General features: G+C 73.2%; 18 protein-coding genes. 8 read left to right on the plus strand and 10 right to left on the minus strand.

What is annotated here, in order from left to right:
• The 4 genes from ACRYMN_RS00675 to ACRYMN_RS00690 all read left to right on the plus strand — a co-directional run.
• The coding region (locus tag ACRYMN_RS00675; RefSeq protein ID WP_432491156.1) for a sugar transferase at window positions 1-155 on the plus strand (155 nt) is incomplete at its 5' end.
• A gap of 260 nt (window positions 156-415) precedes the next feature.
• A complete protein-coding gene (locus ACRYMN_RS00680) occupies window positions 416-1,369 on the plus strand; it encodes a glycosyltransferase (protein ID WP_432490921.1) in 954 nt (317 codons plus the stop codon).
• A gap of 5 nt (window positions 1,370-1,374) precedes the next feature.
• Window positions 1,375-2,190 carry a WecB/TagA/CpsF family glycosyltransferase gene (locus ACRYMN_RS00685; RefSeq protein WP_432490923.1) on the plus strand — a complete coding sequence of 272 codons (816 nt, stop codon included), beginning with the start codon at window positions 1,375-1,377 and terminating at the stop codon, window positions 2,188-2,190.
• A gap of 32 nt (window positions 2,191-2,222) precedes the next feature.
• Window positions 2,223-3,146, plus strand: coding sequence for a glycosyltransferase family 2 protein (locus tag ACRYMN_RS00690; RefSeq protein WP_432490925.1), 924 nt, complete (start codon window positions 2,223-2,225; stop codon window positions 3,144-3,146).
• 5 nt (window positions 3,147-3,151) lie between these two features.
• On the opposite strand, the gene ACRYMN_RS00695 is transcribed toward ACRYMN_RS00690, so the two are convergent.
• Window positions 3,152-4,360, minus strand: coding sequence for a glycosyltransferase family 4 protein (locus tag ACRYMN_RS00695; RefSeq protein ID WP_432490927.1), 1,209 nt, complete (start codon window positions 4,358-4,360; stop codon window positions 3,152-3,154).
• The gene (locus tag ACRYMN_RS00700; RefSeq protein ID WP_432490929.1) at window positions 4,353-5,717 is read right to left on the minus strand and encodes a glycosyltransferase family 4 protein; all 1,365 of its coding nucleotides are present in this window, start codon (window positions 5,715-5,717) and stop codon (window positions 4,353-4,355) included. Before ACRYMN_RS00700 ends, ACRYMN_RS00695 begins: the two co-directional genes overlap by 8 nt.
• 126 nt (window positions 5,718-5,843) lie before the next feature.
• Between ACRYMN_RS00700 and ACRYMN_RS00705 the strand changes: the two genes are divergently transcribed.
• Together ACRYMN_RS00705 and ACRYMN_RS00710 are read left to right on the plus strand one after the other, a co-directional pair.
• The gene (locus ACRYMN_RS00705; RefSeq protein WP_432490931.1) at window positions 5,844-6,707 is read left to right on the plus strand and encodes a glycosyltransferase family 2 protein; all 864 of its coding nucleotides are present in this window, start codon (window positions 5,844-5,846) and stop codon (window positions 6,705-6,707) included.
• On the plus strand, window positions 6,700-7,617 hold the full coding sequence (locus ACRYMN_RS00710) for a glycosyltransferase family 2 protein (protein ID WP_432490933.1): 918 nt from the start codon (window positions 6,700-6,702) through the stop codon (window positions 7,615-7,617). Before ACRYMN_RS00705 ends, ACRYMN_RS00710 begins: the two co-directional genes overlap by 8 nt.
• A gap of 20 nt (window positions 7,618-7,637) precedes the next feature.
• On the opposite strand, the gene ACRYMN_RS00715 is transcribed toward ACRYMN_RS00710, so the two are convergent.
• Window positions 7,638-8,780: a DUF4124 domain-containing protein gene (locus tag ACRYMN_RS00715; protein WP_432490935.1), complete on the minus strand. Its 1,143-nt coding sequence runs from the start codon at window positions 8,778-8,780 to the stop codon at window positions 7,638-7,640.
• Window positions 8,781-9,192: 412 nt separating this feature from the next.
• Between ACRYMN_RS00715 and ACRYMN_RS00720 the strand changes: the two genes are divergently transcribed.
• Window positions 9,193-10,293, plus strand: coding sequence for a DUF4124 domain-containing protein (locus ACRYMN_RS00720; protein WP_432490937.1), 1,101 nt, complete (start codon window positions 9,193-9,195; stop codon window positions 10,291-10,293).
• On the opposite strand, the gene ACRYMN_RS00725 is transcribed toward ACRYMN_RS00720, so the two are convergent.
• The 6 genes from ACRYMN_RS00725 to ACRYMN_RS00750 form a co-directional block, all read right to left on the minus strand.
• Entirely contained in the window at window positions 10,266-10,934 is a 669-nt protein-coding gene (locus ACRYMN_RS00725) for an acyltransferase (protein ID WP_432490939.1), read from the minus strand. The genes ACRYMN_RS00720 and ACRYMN_RS00725 overlap by 28 nt on opposite strands.
• A gap of 22 nt (window positions 10,935-10,956) precedes the next feature.
• Window positions 10,957-12,273 (minus strand): O-antigen ligase family protein, encoded by a 1,317-nt coding sequence (locus ACRYMN_RS00730; RefSeq protein WP_432490941.1) that lies wholly within the window; start codon window positions 12,271-12,273, stop codon window positions 10,957-10,959.
• Window positions 12,270-13,205, minus strand: coding sequence for a YveK family protein (locus ACRYMN_RS00735; RefSeq protein ID WP_432490943.1), 936 nt, complete (start codon window positions 13,203-13,205; stop codon window positions 12,270-12,272). The genes ACRYMN_RS00730 and ACRYMN_RS00735 overlap by 4 nt, the downstream gene beginning before the upstream one ends.
• 228 nt (window positions 13,206-13,433) lie before the next feature.
• Complete coding sequence (locus ACRYMN_RS00740) at window positions 13,434-15,104, minus strand: NPCBM/NEW2 domain-containing protein (protein ID WP_432490945.1); 1,671 nt, start codon at window positions 15,102-15,104, stop codon at window positions 13,434-13,436.
• A gap of 289 nt (window positions 15,105-15,393) precedes the next feature.
• Window positions 15,394-16,266, minus strand: a complete 873-nt coding sequence (locus ACRYMN_RS00745) for a beta-1,6-N-acetylglucosaminyltransferase (RefSeq protein WP_432490947.1) — start codon at window positions 16,264-16,266, stop codon at window positions 15,394-15,396.
• A 61-nt stretch (window positions 16,267-16,327) separates the two neighbouring features.
• A complete protein-coding gene (locus ACRYMN_RS00750; RefSeq protein WP_432490949.1) occupies window positions 16,328-17,962 on the minus strand; it encodes a dolichyl-phosphate-mannose--protein mannosyltransferase in 1,635 nt (544 codons plus the stop codon).
• Between the two features lie 227 nt (window positions 17,963-18,189).
• Between ACRYMN_RS00750 and ACRYMN_RS00755 the strand changes: the two genes are divergently transcribed.
• The gene (locus tag ACRYMN_RS00755) at window positions 18,190-19,698 is read left to right on the plus strand and encodes a lipopolysaccharide biosynthesis protein (RefSeq protein WP_432490951.1); all 1,509 of its coding nucleotides are present in this window, start codon (window positions 18,190-18,192) and stop codon (window positions 19,696-19,698) included.
• A 392-nt stretch (window positions 19,699-20,090) separates the two neighbouring features.
• Here the strand turns inward: ACRYMN_RS00755 and ACRYMN_RS00760 are convergent, their stop codons facing one another.
• A complete protein-coding gene (locus ACRYMN_RS00760) occupies window positions 20,091-21,080 on the minus strand; it encodes an acyltransferase family protein (RefSeq protein ID WP_432490953.1) in 990 nt (329 codons plus the stop codon).
• Between the last annotated feature and the right edge of the window lie 76 nt (window positions 21,081-21,156).

The raw sequence follows: 21,156 nt of genomic DNA on the forward strand, positions 1-21,156 counted from the left end.
CGGGTCTGTGGCAGGTCAGCGGTCGCAGCGACCTGGACCTGGAGGAGTCCACGCGGCTGGACCTGCAGTACGTGGAGAACTGGTCCCCGGCGTTCGACGCGATGATCCTGGCCAAGACGGTCAAGGCGGTGCTGGGGGGGCGCGGGGCGTACTGAGCAACCCCCGGGCCACCGGCCGGGCGCACCCGCCCGGCCGGCTAGAAGACCTCTGCCCCGCAACGGGTCCGCGCTCGCCCCGTTCTGCCGCGATGCCCCGCGCCGGGTTGCGCCCGCGCCTGCCCGTTCGGCCCAGGCGCACCTGACCCGTTCGGCCGATTTGCCCCCGGGGGTCGTGACGTGGTTACCATGTGCTAGTACCCCGCTACGTCAAGTAAACAGCAATGCTCTGCTCGGACGACCTCGACAGAGGAGGTGTGATGAGTACGCAGGACACCCTCGACGTCCCCGCCCCCCGGGCGATGCTCGAACGGCGCGCCCCCGCGACCATCCGCACGCACCGCACCCCCACCCTCTCCATCGTCATCCCCGCCCACAACGAGGCCACCACCCTGCGCCGCGGCCTGCAGGCCCTCGCCAGCGCCGCCGTCGACGAGGTTCCCGAGGTGGTCGTCGTCGCCAACGGCTGCACCGACGACACCGCCGAGGTCGCCCGCGCCGCCGGCGTCGAGGTCGTCGAGCTCGACGAGGCCTCCAAGTCGGCCGCTCTGCGCGCCGGCGACGTCGTCGCGGGCGCCTTCCCGCGCATCTACCTCGACGCGGACATCACCCTGCTGCCGGGCACCCTGGACGCGCTGGCGCGCAGCCTGCGCGAGGGCGACCTGCTCGCCGCGTCCCCGCACGTGCAGTTCGACACCTCATCCTGCTCGTGGGCCGTGCGGGCGTTCTACGCCGCCTACCGCGAACTGCCCTACGTGCGCGAGGGCCTGGTCGGCCTGGGCGTCTACGGGATGTCGCGCGAGGGCCGCACGCGGTTCGCCGAGTTCCCGGACGTCACCAGCGACGACCTGTTCGTGCAGCGGCTCTTCGCCGAGCACGAGCGCGGGACCAGCGGCGGCGCGTTCGTCGTCGACGTCCCCAAGGACCTGCGCAACCTGCTGAAGGTGCGCGTGCGCACCGCCGCGGGCAACGCGCAGCTGAGCGCGGCGGAACCGGCCGCGACGAGCACGGGGCTGGCGGGGACCGACGCCGCCGTCCCCGAGCGCTTCGCCCGCACCACCTCCAGCACCTCCTCCGCCCTGCTCAAGCTCGTCGTGCGGCGCCCCGCGCTCATCCCGTCCCTCGCCGTCTACACGGCCGTCACCGTCGCGTCCCGGGTGCTCGCGCGCACCGGGCGGGGTTCCGCCTGGCAGCGGGACTCCTCGACGCGCTGAGCACCGTGGCGGAGCACGTGGTCCCCGACCCCGCGACCGGCGGCGAGCGCGCCGCGCGCCGGCGCGTCGTGGTGGACGGGGTAGCGTTCGACGCGCTGCGCGAGCAGGAGGTCGTCGAGCACGTCCTGGCCGCCCTCGAGCGCGGCGAGGGCGGCAGCGTCGTGACCCCCAACGTCGACATCCTGCGCCAGCTGCGCCGCCCGGAGAACCGCGGGATCACCGAGCGGGCCGAACTCGTCGTCCCCGACGGCATGCCGATCGTGTGGGCGAGCCGGTTGCAGGGCGAGGGCCTGCCCGAGCGGGTGACCGGGTCCTCGCTGATCTGGTCCCTCTCGCGCGCGGCCGCGTCCGCCGGCCGCTCGGTGTACCTGCTCGGCGGCGCCGAGGGGATCGCCGAGCGCGCCGCGCAGGAGCTGCGGCAGGACGTGGAGGGTCTCGAGGTCGCCGGCTGGGACTGCCCCCCTCTCGGCTTCGAGGCGCGGCCCGAGCAGCTCGCGCGGACGGTCGGCGACGCCGTCGAGGCGAAGCCGGACCTGGTGTTCGTCGGGCTGGGGTTCCCCAAGCAGGAGAGGCTCATGGAGCTGCTGCGCGCGGAACTGCCCGGCGCGTGGTTCGTCGGGTGCGGCGGCGCGCTGACGATGGTGGCCGGTGAGGTGTCGCGCGCGCCCGAGTGGGTCCAGCGCAGCGGCCTGGAGTGGGTGCACCGCCTCGCCAAGGAGCCGCGCCGCATGGCCAAGCGCTACCTTGTGCACGGTGTTCCCTACGCCACCGGTCTGGTGGTGCGGTCCGCTCGTCGGCGGGTGGGCAGTCGCGCGGGATGATGGCTGATGGACAGGTGATCGACGTTTCTGGCGTGCAGGTTCGAACGGCCGAGGACACGACCCGTGCTGCGTGGCCGAGCGTGACGGTCGTCGTGCCCGTGCACGGCGACCGCGGCCTGCTGGTGCGCACCGCCCGTGCCCTGGCGGCTCAGGACTACCCCGGGTCCGTCGACGTGGTCCTGGCCGACAACGGCGACAACGGCTCGCTGCAGGAGTCCCTGGACGCCCTGCCCTCGGTGCGACTGGTCCGTGAAGAGCGCCCCGGCTCCTACGCCGCCCGCAACGCCGCGGTCGCCCACGCCGCCGGCGAGGTGCTGGCGTTCACGGACGCCGACTGCCTGCCAGACCCCGGCTGGCTGCGCGAAGCGGTCCGTGCCCTGCGGGAGTGCGACCGCGCTGCGTTCGTCGGGGGCGCCGTGCACCTCTTCAGCGCCGACCCCGCGCACCCGACCCTCGCCGAGCTGTGGGACTCCCTCAACTTCCTGCAGCAGGAGGCGTACGTCACCACGGGCGGCTGGGCCGCCACGGCCAACATGGTCACGCTCCGCTCGACGTTCGAACGGGTCGGTCCGTTCGACGAGCGGCTGAAGAGCGGGGGGGACCGCGAGTGGGGCGAGCGCGCCGTGCGGCAGGGGGTCCGAGCGCTCTACTGCGCTGCTGCCGTCGTCCGCCATCCCGCGCGCCGCCGCATGGCCGAGCTGCACGCCAAGGCGCGCCGCGTCACGCGCGGCGACGTGGAGACCAGGCGTCGCGCGGGCGCGCCCCTGTTCGACCCCGGTGTGCTGCGGTCCAGCATCAACCCGAGCTTGCGTTCCACGTACCGCCGCTCCGCTGAGCTGGTCGACGCCTCACCGGCTCTGCGGCTGCGGTACGTCGTCGTCGCGGTGTGGATGCGGTACTACGTGCTGGGCGCCAAGCTCCTGCGCGCCCTGCCCGTGCGGGTGACCAGCCGCTGAGGTCCTCAGGGGCGTCGCGCAGCCCGTCGGGTCGCGACCGTCCGGAAGACGCCTGAGAGGCGCTCGGCCGTGGATTCGAGGGTGAACCGCTCGATCACGCGCTCCCTGGCCCGGCGGCCGCGTTCCTCCGCTCCGGCAGGATCGAGCAGCGCCTCGACGAGCGCGTCCGCCAGGCGGTGCGGCTCATCAGGAGCGACCACCCACCCGCAGGTGTCGTCGAGCGTTTCGGGGATCCCTGCCACGGCGGTCGTGACGACGGGTTTCGCCCGCGCCATGGCTTCGCGCAGGACGACGGGCAGGGCGTCGGTGTCACCGTCCGGGGGAACGGCGCAGTTCAGGACGAAGACGGAGCTCGCGGAGATCGCGGCGAGCGACTCGTCGTGCGAGCGTGGTCCACGCATCTCCACCACGTCGTCGAGGCCGAGCTCGGTCACGAGCGCACGGACCTCCTCCTCCAGCTCCCCCCCTCCGATGATTTCCAGCGTCGCGTCGGGGACCCGCTCGTGCACGAGCGCCATCGCCCGGATCAGCCCGGGGAAACCCTTCTTGGGGACCATCCGGCCCACCGAGACGACTCGACGCGACTGCCTCGGAGGCGCTGGCGGCTCAGCCGGGACGTCGACGCCGCAGGGCACCAGGTGCGTGGAGGGCTTCGACAGCCCGTGCGAGCGCAGCAGGTCCTCGTTGTAGGTGCACACGTTGACCACTGCGTCGAACTGCTCGAGGAAATCGACAGCGGCTTCCGTGTCCCTGTAGATGTCCGCGGCGTGGACGGTGATGGTGGCCGGCACGTCGAGGAGCGTCGCCAGGTAGAGCGTGCACCAGGCGTGCTCGAAGGCGAAGTGCGTGTGGCAGGCCAGCACCTCGCGCGTGCGCAGGTCGCGCGCCAGGGTCGGCAGGTAGCGCACCGCGGTCCACCGGACGTAGGCCGGCCCGCGGCGCATCAGCTTCCACATCCGGCGGAAGCGGAACGGGTGCCGCAACGCCCACCACGAGGTGTCGCGCAGGCTGCGCGGCCAGGGCAGCCGACGAGCCAACGCGTGCTCGCCGGCCCAACCCTCGGGCACGTTCTCGGTGTAGCTGTGCCGCAGGGCGATGACGTCCACCCGCAGACCCGTGCGACGCAGTGACAGCACCTCGTTGCGCACGAAGGTCTGCGACAGGCTGGGGTAGTCCCGTGGGAGGTAGACCACCCGGGGTATGGCCTCACGCACGCGGCTGCACCTCGCTCGGAGGGGCGTCCCAGCCGCTCGTCCTGAGGACGTGCACCAGCCTGCGCGCGTTCAGATCGGGATCGAACTCCTCGGCCACGTGCTGACGTCCCCTGCGGCCCATCTCGGTGCGCTCGACGCTGCTGGCGGCGGCAGCGGTACGGAGCGCCACCTCCAGGGCCCGTACGTCACCCGAGGTGATCACCCAGCCCTCGACGCCGTCACGCACCAGTTCGGGGATGCCGGCGACCGCGGTGGTGATCACGGGGAGCGCCGTCGCCAGCGCCTCCATGAGCACGACGGGAACGCCCTCGGCGAAGCTCGGCAGGCAGAAGACGTCCGCCCACGCGTAGTGGTCGGGCAGGGCCTCGTTGGCGACCGGGCCCACGAGCTCGACGACGTCCGCGGTGCCCTGCCGCTGCGCCTGGAGCGCGAGCTCGCCCGCGAGGGGGCCCGCGCCGACCACGCGCACCTGCACGTCGAGCGGTTCGGGGCCCCGGCGGAGCGCTGCGACGGCGTCCAGCAGGACGGACGGCCCCTTCTCCGGCACCAGGCGCCCCACGAACAACACCCGCAGGGGCGTGTTCGGGCGCGCGGCCCTCTCGCCCGAACGATCGGCGAAACGCTCGACGTCCACGGACATCCGCACCAGGCCGAGCTTCGACCAGTGCTCGGGCGACGTGTGGCGCATCAGCTGCCCCTTGCAGAAGTCGCTGATGCACGCGACGGCGTCGGCTGAGCGGACCTTGGCCGGCAGGTCGAAGGTGTCCACGAACTCGAACTCGGTGGGTCCGTGCATGGACATGGTCCACCGCCAGCCGCTGCCGGGCCCGTCCTGCGCGCGCCCCATCGCCACGACGAGGCGGGCGATGTCGGCTCCGTTGTTCGCGAAGTGCACGTGCAGGTGGCGCAGATCGCGCCGCCGCATCTCCTCCAGCAGCACGAGCGCCTCGGCCAGGTAGAAGCACTGCCAGAGCTTGTTGCGCGCACCGCTCGGCCCGGACCTGGCGGCCAGGCGCGCCCCGGCGGCCAGGGTCCGGGGCCGCCGCAGCGAGGCGACCCCGGTGCGGGGCAGGCCCGCCAGGCGCTCGCGGCCCAGCAGGACGGTGGTGCGGGCAGCCTCCCGGCGGCTGCGCGTGGACCGGTGCTGCTCTTCGGCGGTGGGGCGCACGGAGAAGGTGTGGACCTCCACGCCGCGAGCGCGCAGCGCTTCCACCTCGCTCTCGATGAAGGTGTGCGACAACGTCGGGTACTCGCTGACGAGGTAGGCGAGGGCTCTCCGGGTACCGGTGCGCCGTGCCCCCGGCGCCCCGGTCGAGGCGTCGCCGGGTGGAGTGACCGGTGCCGGTGGCGAACCCATGCCCGCACCCTAACGAGAGGTGCGGTGGTGACCAAGCGCGTCGTAGCTGTCACAGGACGTCGCGGTACCATGCGTCGACTCGTGGTCGTGAGCCGACTGCCCAGACCTGAGGAGGATCAGACGCACGTGGTGCCGCCGGTCGTGAGCATCATCATCCGCACGTACAACTCCGCTGTCACCTTGAACGCCACGATCGACTCGGTGCGTGCCCAGAGCTGTCCTGTGGAGGTCGTGATCGTCGACTCGGGGTCCACGGACGACACCTTGCGCATCGCGCACGAGCGTGCCGAGCAGGTGGTGACCATCGCCCACGAGGACTTCTCCTACGGCGGAGCCCTCAACGCGGGAGCTCGAGCCGCTGCGGCCCCGTTCCACGGGGCGCTCTCCAGCCACACGCTGCTGCCTCGCCGGGACTGGGTGGAGATCGGCCGACGGCACCTGGAGGCCGGGGCCGTCGCCGCGTGCGGCGGTGAGGTGGACGGTGACGACCGGCCGCTGACCGCGCCGCTGCGCGCCGATGCCGACTACCTCGCCCGCCACCGCTACTGGGGCTTCACCAACACGGCGAGCGTGTGGCGCTCCGAGGTGTGGCGCGTCCACCCGTTCGACGAGTCGCTGGTGGCCACGGAGGACCAGGAGTGGTCCTGGCGCGCCGTCGCCGGCGGCGGGCACCTGGTGGTCGACCCGCGCCTGACCGTCAGCGGCAGTCACCGCCGCACGGCGGGGGTGCGGGCCTACCACCGCCGCATGGTCGCGGAGATCCGCGCGCTCGAGCACATGCGCCCCCTGGAGCGCTACCGCGTGAGCGATGCGATCGCCGACTGGGCGCGTCCCGCCCCGCACGACCCGTTCGTCTCCCGCGCGCGCCGCTTCGGGCGCACCCGCCTGCTCGACGTGGTGGCCCGGTGGGACGCGGGAGCACAGTCGCGCAAGGGTGCGGTGCCGCAGCCGCGCATCGTCCCGGAGGAGCAGGAGGATCGTCGTGCCTGAGAGCGCGCTGCGCGCGGTGGCGGTGCTGCCGGTCCGGGGTCACGCCGCGCTGCTGGACGGTGCGCTGCGCGCCCTGGCGGAGCAGACCCGGCCACCGGACGAGGTCGTCGTCGTCGACGACAGCCCCGAGCCCGTGCTGCACCTCGACCCGCCCGTGCGCGTGGTCCACAGCGGGGGAGCGGGGCCGTACGCCGCGCGCAACCTCGGCGTGGCGGCCGTCGACGCCGACGTCGTGCTGTTCCTCGACGCGCGCAGCAGGCCGCGACCCACCTGGGTGGAGCGCACGCTCGAGCGCTTCGAGGACCCGTCGGTGGGCATCGTGGGTTCGGACACGCTCGTGCGTGGCGGAACCTCCCTGGCGGAGCGGGCGAGCGAGGTCCAGCAGTTCAGCCGTCTGGACAAGTACGTCAGCGCGCCCTTCTTCCTGCCCTACCTCCCCACCTGCAACCTCGCCGTCCGCAGAGCCGACTTCGACGCCGTCGGGGGCTTCTCGACGGTCCGCAGCGGAGGGGACGCCGACCTTTGCTGGCGCCTGCAGCGCGCGACCGGCCACCGCATGGACGTGGTGGACGAGGTGCTCATGGAGTGGATCCCGCGGGACCGCGCGCGTGAGCTCCTCGAGCAGAACTACCGCTACGGCAGGAGCCACCACGGCTTGCGCCGCGAGTGGTCCGACCGGGGGCTGCCGGTGGTCGACCCGCTGCCCACCTGGCGCCTGGCGGCACGCAGCACCAGGGCGGCTCTGCGCTTCGTCGGCTCCCTGCCGCTCGGGGCCGACTCACGCGCCGAGCGCTTCGTGCCCCTCGCCGGCGCCTGCTTCGACTGGGGCTACTGGGTGGCGCACCACCGAGCGCGCACCGGGCGCTCGACCCGCACGACGAGTCCGGCCGGCACGGCGCCACCGGGCTGACGGCGCCACCCGTCCCGCCGTCAGGGCTTGCCGTAGTTCTCGGGCAGGGCCTGCAGCTTGTCCCAGGGGAAACCACGCATGATCTCGTAGTGCGGCTTGCCCCGCATCAGGGCCGGCCACGGGTCGACACCGGTCGCGTTCGCCGTCGCGGTGCCGCTCTCCGCGGTCAGCGCGACCGCTCCCGCCTTGTCGGTGACGATGAACCCGTACTTCTGCGCTGCACGAGCCACCATCTTGCCGATCGGCGTGAGCTTGAGGGACTCGACGTCGACGGCGGGGTCGAGCCGCAGGCGCAGCCCCTCGGGGATGGCGTCGGGATCGGTGGAGAAGCCGTCGCTGCGCTGGGCGGGCCAGCTGAACGTCGTCCACTTCTTCGGCTCCACGATCTGCAACGACAGGGCGTGGTCGATGGACCCTGCCTGGACGTCCTTGATGCCGATGGCGCCCGCCGAGAAGGACAGCCCGGTGGCGGCTGCTCCGAACCCGCCGCTGAAGTACCCGGGGCTCGTGGACACCGCGTCGATGCGACCGCCCCAGCACGCCTGCCAGCGACCGTCCACCCGCTTGGCCCGCCAGAACTCCCACAGCTGGTCGGTGGACGGGGAGTAGATCGTCAGCTGCCCGTCGCTGCCGCGCGCGGGGACCGCGTCGTCCGGGATCGGCACGCCGGTGAACTGACCACCCGCACCGAGCAGGCCAGCGGGCGTGTACTTCTTCTTCTGGCAGTCGTCGAAGGCGACGTCCACGCGGCGCTGAGCCCCGCTGACCGTGTACACGTTGGTGCTGTAGTTGCTGACGTTGAACGCGGCGACGCCGTTGTAGAGCGTGGTGACCTGCCGGTGCAGGCCGGCGACCATCGCGGCCGAGCGCGGGTTCACGGGCGCCTTGCGCACGTCCTGCTTCCACACGCTCGTCGGCCCGAAGAAGGAGCCGCGCGGTGCGGTGTGGTCGTAGGCGGCCGGGAGCTTCGGCTGCGCTGCAGCGCGGCGCTGCGCGCGCAGGACGACGCCCCCGGGCGCGGAAGGCGCCGCCGCTGCGGTGACGGGGCCGTTGCCCGGCGCAGCAGCCGTCGTGGACGCCGCGGCGGGGGCCGCGCTGGTGGCGACGGTCGCCAGCGCTGCAGCGATCGCCACGGCGGCGACGGTTCGGCGGGGGGTGCGCACGATGCTCTCCTGGTGGTGTCGGTGAACCTCTGCACCACAGATCGGGTCGGCACCAGGACGGCTGCTGCTCTCCGGGTGAACTCGCCGGAGCTTGTACCTGGTCGGCGCACGCGGTGCCCCGCCACCTCACTGTGGGTGTCGCCAGGACCGTCCCGCTCACTCGAACGGCCACCGTCGCACGGCCCACCACGTGACCGTCGCTCTCCGTGGTGCCCTCACCCGAGTGCGCGCTCGCCCGGGTGCAGCACCCGCGGCAGGGGTGACCTCGGTGCTCCGCGGCGGTGTCGCGGCCCCGTACAGTGGGTCTCCTTGGAGGCACTAGCGGCTCCGGCCCTCACCCGGTCGGGTCAGCGCGCGCCCGGACGCGGCGCCGCAGCGGGCCGGAACGCTCCCGAGCAGCGAGGTGACGGTCGTGGCCCACGAACAACCGCCTGCGACGCCGCGAGCCCCGTGGTGGCGTCACCCGGGAGCGGCCGCGGCGCTGGCGGTCCTCGCCGTGGTCGCCGTCGTGCTCGTCGGCCGCGGCGACCGGTGGAGCTGGTGGTCGGTGGAGCCGGAGCCGTCCGCGGGGGACGGGAGGACGGCTCCGCGCGGGCACTACCCCTTCGGGGCGGCGAGCGTCTGGCGCCAGGAGGTCGGCGGAGCGCCCCTGCACCCCCGCTCCAGCGGCCTGGTGGCGCACCTGGCGAGGCAGGTCCGTGACCACTACGACGGCGTCGCCGCCTTCAACGTCAGCAACTACTCCACGTCCTTCTACAGCGTCCCGCCGGAACAGCCGCGCGTGGACGTCGCCTTCGACGACTGCCAGAAGAAGAAGTACACGCCCGCTGGCCTGCTCGGTGCGGGTGGTCAGTTCACCGGCGTGCCGATCCCGGACGACGCGGTCCCCGCGCGCGGCAGCGACGGGCAGCTGACGATCTACTCCCCGTCCACCGACCAGCTGTGGGAGTTCTGGCGGGCCAAGCGGGTGGACGGTCGCTGGCAGGCGTGCTGGGGCGGTCGCATCGACGCGGTGTCCACGAGCCCCGGGTACTTCACGGGCGGATTCGGGTCGAGCGCCAGCGGCCTGGCCGTCTCCGGCGGTGCCGTGCGCGTCGACGACGTGCGCGCCGGCCGCATCGACCACGCCGTCGCGCTGCAGATCGTGGAGCCGAAGAAGTGGACGACGTTCAGCTGGCCCGCCCAGCGCAGCGACGGCTTCTCCACCGATCCCGACGCCATCCCCGAGGGGCTGCGCCTGCGGCTCGACCCCGCCGTCGACGTCGAGTCCCTCGAGCTCACACCGGTCGCCCGCATGGTGGCCGAAGCCGCCCAGCGCTACGGGTTCATCGTGGTGGACAAGGCCGGCAGCGTGGCGGTCACCGGTGAGACGGGGGAGGCGACCGCTGGAGCCGTCGACCCGTGGGAGGAGCTCCTCGGCGGAGCGCCCCACTACCGCGTGATGGACGGCTTCCCCTGGGAGGACCTGCAGGCGCTGCCGCAGGACTACGGGCGACCGGACCGCTCGGACTGACCACTCACCGCGCGCCGTGCGGCGGCGACGTCCGCGCGCACCTCGGAGGCGTCCATCAACGGCGGGAGCACCGCCGCCTCGACCGCTTCGGGCACCTGGTCCCCGGGCCGGCGCTTCTTGACGACCCGTGCCGGGTTCCCGGCCACGACGGTCCACGGCGGGACGTCCGAGACGACCACGGAGCCGGCGCCCACGATGCTGCCCGTGCCCACCCGGCGGCCCGGCAGGATGACGGTGGCCGCGCCGATCCACACGTCGTCCTCGATGACGATGGGCCGGTCCTCGCGGAACCCCTGCTGGTTCATGGGGACGTCGAGCCGACGGGTCTCGTGAGCGGAGGCGAGCAGCACGCAGCGCGGACCCATCATGACGTCGCGACCGATGCGCACCGGCCCGATGACGAGCGCGTCCATGCCGATGTCGGAGCGGTCACCCACCACGATGCCCTTGCCCGAGCCGAACCACGCGCCGTGCTCGATGTTGACGTCCCGACCGCACTCGTCGAGCATCCAGCGGGCGCTGGCTGCCCGAGCGCGACGGGCGAGGCGCCCGCCGGGCCGCGGGGACCACGGCAGGTGGCGCGACAAGCCGAGGTAGATCGCCGTCGCGCTCAGCCGCTGGGCCCGGCGCACGGTGCTCACCGGACCGGGGGGAGGGGTGGGGTCAGCGTCGGTGCTCGTCACCGTCGGCAGCTCCTGAGAGGTGGGGGATCAACGCGATCCCGGCGATCAGCCACGTCAGCGTGTTGGGGAGCGGGTAGGGCACCGGGCTGAGCATGATGGTCACGCTCCAGACGGCCGTCAGCCCCAGCGACACGCCGTACCACTGGGCGAGGTCCCCCGGCGGGTAGCGCCGCTGGACAGCGGCGCGCCAGGGACCGCAGAGCACGCAGGCCAGGAACAGCAACGCCCCGGGGACGCCGAGCTCGGCGGCCCGCGAGAGCAGGACGTTGTGCACCTCGATGTTCACGTTCGTCAGGGCGTACGCGTCGGCCTGACGCACCCAGTCCTCGGACACGTCCAGGAAGCGCATCCAGCCGATCCCGGTCAGGGGCTCCTGCTCCACGATGCGCAGCGCCGCGTTGTTCGTGTTGTAGCGGTCCAGGACCGAGCGCACCGTCCCGGCCCGTTCGTCGACGCTGGCCCGCAGCCCGGGCACGACGGCGAAGAGGACCACCACGAGCACCGCGCCACCGGCCAGGGCCGCGGGGATGAAGCGGCGCAAGCGCCGGTTCGTCACCAGGACCGCGAGGGCCCCCAGCACGGTGCCGAGCCACACCGATCGGGTGAGCGACATCAGCACACCGCCGGCCGTGAGCACGACGGCGACCGCGCTGATCGCGCGCCACGACCCGCGGAAGCGGGCGGTGGCCAGGGCGGCGGCGAAGAAGCACGCCGAGCACGCCATGCCCATCGCCTCGGACGCGGCGAAGGGTCCGCGAGCACGCCCGAACTGGATGCCCACCGACTCGTCGCCGATGTACGACGGCCAGACCAGCGACCACGCCTCGAGCGTCTCCAGCACGGCGGTCACGCCCAGGTACAGGCCCAGGCCCACCAGGGTCTTCAGGAGCAGGTCGCGGCGGGCGGCCGTGGAGAACACGACCGGTGCGATGCAGAACATCACGAAGGGCACCACCACGCGGTCCAGCAGCGCGAAGAGGCCGTAGCGGTCCAGCAGGGTGCCGTGCGCGATCGCCGAGACAGCCGTGAGCAGGACGAGGGTGGCCATGGCGACGTGGACCGGCCGCAGGCGCAGGGGCCGCTGCCACGCCCACGGGTCGAGCAGCAGCAGGACGACGCCGGCGGCGAAGGTCAGGCGGTCCAGGCCGATCGGCGCCCGCAGGAAGTCCCAGTGCCCCGAGAAGATGTTGAGGACGATCGTCGCGAGGAAGAACCAGACGTAGGCGGGCGGTCGCACCTCCTGCTCGGCCGACGGTGACGCCGGCCGCGCGGCGCTCGGCTCGAGCGCCGCGCTCACGGCCGCCACGAACCGGAGCGCGCCTCCTCGGGCTGCCGCTCGGTCGACCGGTGGACGTCCACCCGCGGGTCGCCGGGACCGGGGCCGGCCTGCGAGCTCCGGCCGGCCCGCCGGCGCCGGTCGAGCAGGACCGCGATCACCAGGGCCGCGAACCCGCCCAGCGCCGCGCCGATCAAGCCGGCGCGCTGCAGCTTGCTGGAGGCGTCCGTGCGGGAGACCTCCGCCTCGCGCACGATGGTCAGCCCCGATGCCGGGGGCGTGTTGGTCACCGCGTTGCGGTACTGCGCGCTGAGCGCCTGCTGCTGGACCTCCAGGACGTCCAGCTCCGCGGCGGCCCGCTGCGCCGCGGCGCGGGCCTCGTCGACCTGCGCCTGCGAGCGTCCCGCGCCGACGGCGGCCCCGAGGGCCGCCTCGGCCGCCGAGGACGCCTGCTCGGCGGCCGCCACGCGGTCGGTGAGGTCGGTGTACTGCTGCAGCAGCTCCGCGGGCCCCGCGTCGGTGGCCTGGTTCACCTGCGCCACCAGCTGCTCGGCGACCGTCTGCGCCCCGCGGGTGGCCGCGTCCGCGCTGGAGGCGTCGACCTCGACGAGGACGACGCTCGACCCGGCGATGGGGGAGGCGGAGATGCGCCCCACGGTGTCCGCCTGCTCGCCGAGCACCGGCTGCAGGTCGTTCTGCGCCTGCCTGTCGTTGACGTAGCGCGCGACGTCGGAGGCCAGCTGCGTGGCCGCCAGCGAGTAGCCGGCCACGACGCGGGCGTCCAGGCTTTGGCTGCCCACCGCGACGCGCGCCTCCCCTGTGTACGTCGTGGGAGTCGTCTGGGCCGCGCCCACCCCGGCGCCGGCGCCGAGGACGACGAGCAGCGCGGCGAGCTTCCAGCGCCGGGTCAAGGCTGCCAGGGGGCTCGAGGGGGTGCTGGTGGGCTGGGCCACGGACGCTGCTCCATCTGACTCGGCGGTGGATGCTTCCAGTAGTCGGGTTGGAGCAGACAGTACCCGTCTTGGGCCGGGCGGTCGTCCACCTCACGGAGCGTGAGGACCGTTCCTCGAGGTTGAGCACGGTGAGCGGCCCGAGCACCGACAGCACGTCACGCAGAGCCACCGGTCCGCGGAGCCCTCTCGCGCGGGCTCCGCGGTGCGGATGGGGCGGGTGGCCGCCGGTCAGCCGATCAGCTGGGCGTCGGCCCAGTCGCCGTGGTCCTGGGTGGTGCCGTTGCCGGCATCGGTGACCACCAGGCGGATCTCGCTGGCGCCGGTGACGTCGGCCGTGAGCGTCGTGGCCGCTTGGCCGCCCTTGAGCACGCCGCTGTCGGCCAGCTTGGTACCGCCGTTCCAGACCTGGAAGACGACCGAGCCGGCCGTGCCGACCTCGCTGTCCACGCCGACCCGGGCGGTGAAGGTGCGCGCGCCCTGGACGGGCACGACGACCTCGGAGGAGGCGTGCACACCCAGGCCCTTGGCGTACGAGACGCCCGCGATCTTCAAGGTGCGCCCGTCCCCGGCGGCCATCTCGCCGTTGCTGCGGTCCTTCTCCACCGGCCCCCAGCCGTTGCGCACCGTGCGGAACGCGCTGTCGGAGACGTAGCGGGCCGGGCCGGAGGGAGCGGTGGGCGTGGCGGTCGGCGTGGCGGTCGGCGTGGCGGTCGGCGTGGCGGTCGGCGTGGCGGTGGGCGTGGCGGTGGGCGTGGCGGTGGGCGTGGCGGTGGGCGTGGCGGTCGGCGTGGCGCCACTGCCGACGGGCTGGGCCGTGATCGGCGCCGGCTTGCCGTAGTCCTTCGGCAGGGCCTGCAGCTGGCTCCAGGGGAAACCCTTCATGATCGAGTAGGAGGGGGTGGAGCCCATGAGCTGCTTCCACGGGTCGATCCCGGTGGCGGCGATCTCGGCCTCCGGGCTCTCGGCGATCACGGCGGTGCAGCCGGCCTTGTCGGTGACGATGAACCCGTACTTCTGCGCGGCCTTGGCGACCATCTTGGCGATGGGGTGCATCTTCAGCGCGTCCACGTTCACCGAGGGGTCCAGGCGCAGCCGGGTGCCCTCGGGGATCCGGTCCACGGAGGTGTCGTAGCCGTCGCTGCGCTGGGCGGGGTAGCTGAACTCCTTCCACGTGCCCGGAGCGGTCATGTGCAGGGCGAGCGCGTGGTCGATCACACCCGAGCGGACGTCCTCGATGCCGATGGTGCCGCCCGCCAGGGACAGCCCGCTGGCGCTCGCGCCGAACCCGTCGAGGAAGAAACCGTCGCTGTACGACACGCCGTCGATGCGGCCACCCCAGCACGCCGACCAGGCGCCGTCGGTCTTCTTCGCGACCCAGAACTCCCAGAGCTGGTCGGTCGCGGGCGAGTAGACGGTGAGCTGGCTGTCGGTGCCCTTGGCCGGCACGGCCTCCGCCGGGATGGGGACCTGCGTGAACTGGCCGCCGGGTCCGATCAGCCCGGGAGGGGTGTACCCCTTCTTCTGGCAGTCGACCCACTTCACGTCCACGCGCGGCTGGTCGGCGGGCACGGTGTAGAAGCTGGTGCTGTACTGGTAGGCGTTGAAGGCTGCGACCCCGCTGTACTGGGCGGCCGTCTGGGCCGCGAGGTTGCGCACCATCCCGGCGGAGTTGGCGTGCAGCGGCGCGTTGCGCACGTCGAGCTTCCACGCGGTCCCGGCGCTGAAGACGCCACCCGCCGGCATGAGGTCCTTCACGGTCGTGGGCACCACGGGGGCAGTGGTGGAGGCCGTGGTCGCGGCGGTGGCCGTGGCGGCTTGCGCGGGAACCGCACCGGCGGCGGTCAAGGAGGTGCTCGCCACGGCGGCGAGCAGGGCGGTCACGAGGCGCTTGCTGAGCACGGGGGTCTCCAGGGGGGTTCGACGTGGTGCGTCGCGGTGCATCGACCCCCCACGCATCGGGCCGTGCACCTCGACGCCTTCAGGGCCGTGCCCCTGAATCACCCCGCTGCGACGTTTGACCGCACGAGCGTCACCGGGGGTGGACGAGTCCCGGTGGATCCGCGGGAACCCCCCTCACCCCTTCAGCCCACGTGGTGACGGTGACCGAGCGTCACCTCGCTCCGAAGGGGTCACCCACTCCGGGTGAGGCGGGGCACCGAGCGTCAACCCCGTCCCGATCGACCTCCGTTCAGGGACCGGTGAGCAGGACCTCCCTGACCCTGCGGTGCACCTGCGGGTCCACGGTCAGGTCGAACTTGCGGGCGAAGAACTGCGGCACGCGCGCCAGTGTCGGCAGGTCGGCGCTCGTGAGCGTCGCGGGGCTGACGCCGCCGCCCTCCGGGCGGGACCAGTCGGTGTAGGTGAGGTTGGGCCGCACCTCCCACGGGTGCGGCAGCGCCTTGACGACCGTCTGGAAGAACATCTCGTCCGGAACGGCGGAGCGGCGGAAGAAGCGCACCACGCGGGGGGAGCGGTCGGCGAACCCCAGCACCTGCACCGCGCAGTCGTGCGGCAGGAGCCACCACTGCGAGCCCGCGTACGGCTGCGCACCCTCCAGCCCTCGTGCCACGTCGCGCGTCGGCAGCAGCGGCAGCAGTCGCCCGTTGACCAGGCGCGCCACGCGGCTGTCGCGGTCCTTCGCCGCCAGGTGGTAGCGCTCGAGCCGTTCCAGGCTCTTGCCGTGCTCCTGCGACGGCATGGGCCAGCAGTTCATGTACACCGCCCCCGACGCCAGTTCCGCGTGCAGAGCGGTGGCCGGCTTGATCGGCAGGTCCACGCCGCTGAGCAGCGCGTAGTAGTCGGCCGGACGCGTGCGCGTCGCCTCGCGCAGACCCGTCAGTGCCGCCGCCACGGCGCCGAAGCCGCCCCAGCGCACGTCGTGGCGGCGGGTGGTGAACGTCGCCCCGGCTCCGTGGTGGGCCACCGCGCGGCGGAAGGGCGCCTCGTCCACCGGGGCGTCGACGTGGACGACCGCGGCACCGCCGTCGGTCAGCAGCAGGTCCAGCAGCGCAGCCAGCTGCTGCGGGCGGTGGTGCGCCAGCACCAGGTACGTCACCTGCACGAGGCCGATCGTGGCACGCTCCGCGGGTGCCGGGGCTGCCGCAGGCCCTCCCGCCCCCGGCTCACACCCAGCTGGGCAGCCACATGCGGTCCTGCCAGGACTCGTACGGGATCAGCTGGGCGGTGTACACCGGCCAGAAGAAGGCCAGGCAGGCCACGCAGCCGACCACCACGGCGCCCGCCGCCAGCGCTCCGAGGCGGCGCCGGCGCAGCGCCGCCTCCGCGCCCGCCCCACTGCGCAGCACGCTCGCGCCCGGCTCCGGGCCCAGCAGCACGCCCAGCGCGTAGGTGACCGCCAGCACCACGAACGGCACGAGGACCACCGCGTAGAAGGTGAAGATCGTGCGCTGCTGGTACTGGAACCACGGCAGGTACGTCGCCGCGTACCCGGCCAGCACCGCGCCGGCGCGCCAGTCGCGGCGCAGCGCCCAGCACCACAGCAGCACCACCAGCGCCAGGACGCCGGCCCACCACAGCGCCGGCGTGCCCAGCGAGGTGATCGCCCGCGAGCACTGCTCCGCCGCGCAGCCGCCCTCCCCGCGCGCGGAACCCTCGTAGAAGAACGACGTCGGCCGACCCTGCACCAGCCACGACCACGGGTTGGCCGCGTAGGGGTGGGGGCTGCTCAGCCCGACGTGGAAGGAGTACGCCTGCTGGTGGTAGTGCCACAGCGAGCGCAGCGCGTCCGGCACCAGCGCTCCCGCCCCCGTCGCGGGGTGCTCGGCCCCCCACCGCCGGCCCCAGCCGGCGTCCGAGGCGAACCAGCCCGACCAGGAGGCGAGGTAGACCAGCACCGCCACCGGGACCGTCGAGGCGAAGGCCGGTGCCGCGTCGCGCCGCAGGGCCGCTGCCAGCCACGCCCGCACGCCCACCGCCCGGCGCGCGCCGGCGTCCCACAGCACCGTCAGGAGCCCGAAGACGGCCAGCACGTACAGCCCCGACCACTTCACCCCGCACGCCAGCCCCAGGCTCACCCCGGCCGCCAGCCGCCACGGGCGCCAGCCCAGCCGCGGGCCCGGCCCGCTCACGCCGTGCTCGGCCACCAGGCGCGCCAGGCGCTCTCGGGCGCGGTCACGGTCCACCAGCAGGCACGCGAACGCCACCAGCACCCACCAGGCGAGGAAGACGTCGAGCAGGCTGGTGCGGCTCTCCACCAGGTGCAGGCCGTCGCTGGCCAGCAGCACCGCGGCGGTCACGCCCAGCAGCGTGGAGCGGAAGAGCCGCCGCGCCGCGCGCCCGAGCACCAGGATCGACAGCGTGCCCACCAGCGCCGCCGAGAAGCGCCACCCGAAGGAGGAGTCCACCCCGAACAGCCACTGCCCGGCGGCGATCATCCACTTGCCCACCGGCGGGTGGACCACGAAGTCGCCCGTGGTGCCGAAGACGTCCGGGGTGCCGGCGGTGAACAGCGCGTCCGGGGTGGGCACGGCGCTGTCGGTGGCCAGCTCCACGCCGTGCCGCAGCAGCGAGTAGCCCTGCTTGACGTAGTACGTCTCGTCGAAGACGAGCTGGTGCGGCTCGCCGAGGCGCCAGAAGCGCAGCAGCCCCCCGATCGCGGTGACCACCAGCAGCGGCACCCAGCCGCGCCACCACGGCTCCCCGGTGGTCTCCGCCGGGCCGCCCAGCAGGCGCTCGCGCACCTCCGTCTCGCTCCTCCGGTGTTCGACGCCGGCCGCCCCCGCCTTCGTGGCGCTCACCGCGCGACCCTCAGCGCCATCACGTGAGGTCCTCGCAGCTGCAGATCACGCGTTCCATCGTAGGCGGCGCTCGTGCGGTGAGCCGGGAGCGTGCGCCCAGCACCCGCCGTGGCCCCTGTACCGTTCGTAGTCGTAGTGCTCGTCTTCGTGACGACAGGAGAGGGTGGTGGGGTGTGACGGTGCCTGAGCCCGTCGGCCCAGCGGGCGAGGTGGAGGACTCGCTCCGAGTGGGCGACGAGGTGGCGGTGGCCCGCCCGGCCCCGTCGGCGGCCGTGTCCCGCTCGAGCGTCGTCAACAGCGCCAGCTGGTCCGCCGTGGGGCGCACCGGCGCTCAGGCACTGCAGTTCCTCGTCGGTCTCGCGCTCGCCCGTCTGCTCGTCCCAGCCGACTTCGGCTTGCTGGCGAGCGTCTACGTCGTCACCGGGTTCACGGTCCTCCTCTTCGACATGGGGGTCGGCGCAGCGCTGGTGCACCAGAGGGACCTGCGCCAACAGGACCTCGACACGGCGTTCTGGTTGAACGCGCTGGGTGGCTTGGTCTTCGTCGGGTTGCTGGCGGCCATCGGCCCCCTCGTCGCCGACTTCTACGGTGATGAGCGACTGGTCTACATCACACCGCTGGCCGGCCTGGGGTTCGCCCTCGCGCTCAACGTGTGCCACAGCGCGCTCCTCCAGCGGAGCATGCAGTTCAAGCGCATCGCGCTGATCGAACTGGCGTGCGCGGTGGCCGGCAACGCCAGCACGCTGGTGGCAGCGCTCGCCGGCTGGGGAGCGTTGTCCCTCGTGGTGGGGCCGACGGTGCAAGCGGTGGCCTCCACCGTGCTCATGTGGTCCTTGGTGCGCTGGCGTCCCCGCGGCTTCATCACGCGCTCGTCCGTGCGGCACCTGTGGCGCTTCTCCGGCGGCATGCTCGGCTTCAACGTCGTCAACTACGCCGGGCGCAACACCGACAACCTGCTGGTCGGGCGCATCCTGGGAGCATCGGCGCTCGGCCTGTACAACCGCGCGTACACGCTCATGCTGCTGCCGCTGCAGCAGGTGAGTCAGGTGCTGGGGCGAGTCATGTTCCCGGCGCTGGCCACCATGCGTGATGACCTCCCCAGGCTGCAGAACGTCTACCGGCGAAGCATCACCACCATGAGCGCGATCATCATGCCCGTCATGGTGGGCATGGCCGTCACCGCCGACGGCTTGGTCCCTCTGCTGTGGGGCCAGCAGTGGCTGGCGACCGTCCCCATGCTGCAAGTCCTGTGCCTGGCTGGACTGCCGCAGTGCCTGAGCAGCAGTGAAGGGTGGCTCTACCAGTCGCAGGGGCGAACGACCACCATGTTCCGCGTCGGTCTCGCCAGCACCGCGGTGACCATCGTCGCCATCGTCGTCGGCCTGCAGTGGGGAGTGCTGGGAGTGGCCGTCGGGGTGCTCGTCAAGATGTGGCTCTGGCAGCCGATCGGCTTCCACTTCGCCTGCGGCACGATCGGGCTGCGCGCTCGGCGCGTCTTCGCCGACATCGCTCCCGTGCTGTCGGTGTCCGTCCTCATGGGCGGCGCCGTGTGGGGCCTCCCGCTGGCGCTCGGTCTCGAACGCGATGCTCCCCTCGCTCTCGGTGCGCAAGTCATCGCTGGAGCTTCGATCTACCCCGTCCTCCTCCGTCTCCTGGCGAAGGACGTCCTGCGCGATGTGCTCGGTCTCGTACCTGCTCGGCTGCTTCCCGGACGTGCGGATCGCTGGGCACGCTGACCGGGTGGTGTCGTACTCGTGTGGCCACCGCGCTCGTCGAAGCGCTTGACCCCCTCGGGCGCGCGGCCGGCGTGCCCGCCGCCGCACGGTCGTGATCACCGCCAGCTCGATCGGTGAGCCGTGCGACGCCCCGGTCCTCCTGTGGAGCCGTTCGCCGCGCTGATGCGGTGGCACCAGGGCCCCGTGCCTGCACCGGGTGATCCCTCACGCGACCAACCTGCCACCACCGCGATGACTCGGTGCGCCGCTGGGCGGACAGGGCTCCTACGCTCCCGCAGTACTCCTGACTGCCGCGGTGCTCACGGGGCTCGTGCTCTGCCTGGACGAGGGGAGCCTGCGCGAGCTGCGCTCGCTCGCCGGGCGCGGGCTCGGCGCCTGAGCCCGCGCGGACGTCACGCAGCTGCCGGGCGCGGTCGCTGCCACGGGGCCACGAGCGCACCAGGCACCGCGCGCAGCAGCCGCGCCGACGGCACCGCCACGAGCAGCGTGGCAGCCACCAGCACCACCGGCAGGACCCAGCGCGCCACCCGGTCCAGCGCTGTCCCGTCCAGCCCGGTGAAGGCGAGGACCAAGACTCCCAACACGATCTCGTGCAGCAGGTAGACGCCCAGAGTACGGCTGCCCAGCGCAGCCAGGGCCCGGCCCGGAGCGCTCGCGGCGATCCACCCGCACACGGCGAGCCCCGCCAGCACGCCACCCGCACCGAGGAGCAGCTGCACGCCGGGGAACGGGTAGGCGCCGGCCTCCTTGGCGACGAACGCGACGAGCACCACGGCGGTGGCCAGGGGCACCGCGAGCCCGGGCCGGCTGACGCGCGCGGTGAGCCGTGGTGTCCGCACCGCCCACCGCGAGCCCGCCGCGAAGAAGACGAAGAGGCTCAACAGGTTGCTCCACACGAAGCTGTGCTGGTGCACCACGCCTGTCCCGGCGACCGCGGACACGCCGGCGGCGACGGTCAGCACCACCCCGGTGCGCACCCCGCGCACTGCGCGGGCCAGTGCGGTGAAGGCGGCCAGGCCCAGCAAGTACCAGGCCGCGTTCTGCGGCAGCAGGAAGGTGGAGGTGACCCAGCGCCACCAGCCGTCCGGGGCGCCGGCGCGCTCGTAGGGCACCAGGGAGAAGACCGCGTACCACAGCGTCGCCCACACCACGTACAACCACAGGTTCGCGCCGATGCGCCCGGTGAGCAGAGTCCGCCACTCGCGGTCGATCGCGCGGACGGCGAGCGTGCCGGAGAGGAAGAAGAACAGCGGCATGCGCACCACGCTGAGGGTGTAGACGAGCTGCTTCCAGGGACCGGACCCCAGGCCGATCGACTCGCTGAAGAACACCGCGTGGTAGGCCAGGACCAGCAGGAGGGCGGCCCCGCGGGCGGTGTCCACCCAGTCCAATCGGGCCCATGCGGCCGGTGGGCTCACCGGGGCCTTCGTCGTCTCCGTCACCAATCGACTACTCAGA

The organism is Kineococcus gypseus, assembly GCF_050871305.1.
GTDB classification, from domain to species: domain Bacteria; phylum Actinomycetota; class Actinomycetes; order Actinomycetales; family Kineococcaceae; genus Kineococcus; species Kineococcus gypseus.

What these genes read in the sequence shown, in the direction of transcription:
- ACRYMN_RS00700 (WP_432490929.1), bottom strand. Translation starts at nt 5,717, where the DNA reads ATGGGTTCGCCACCGGCACCGGTCACTCCACCCGGCGACGCCTCGACC.
- ACRYMN_RS00680 (WP_432490921.1), top strand. Translation starts at nt 416, where the DNA reads ATGAGTACGCAGGACACCCTCGACGTCCCCGCCCCCCGGGCGATGCTC.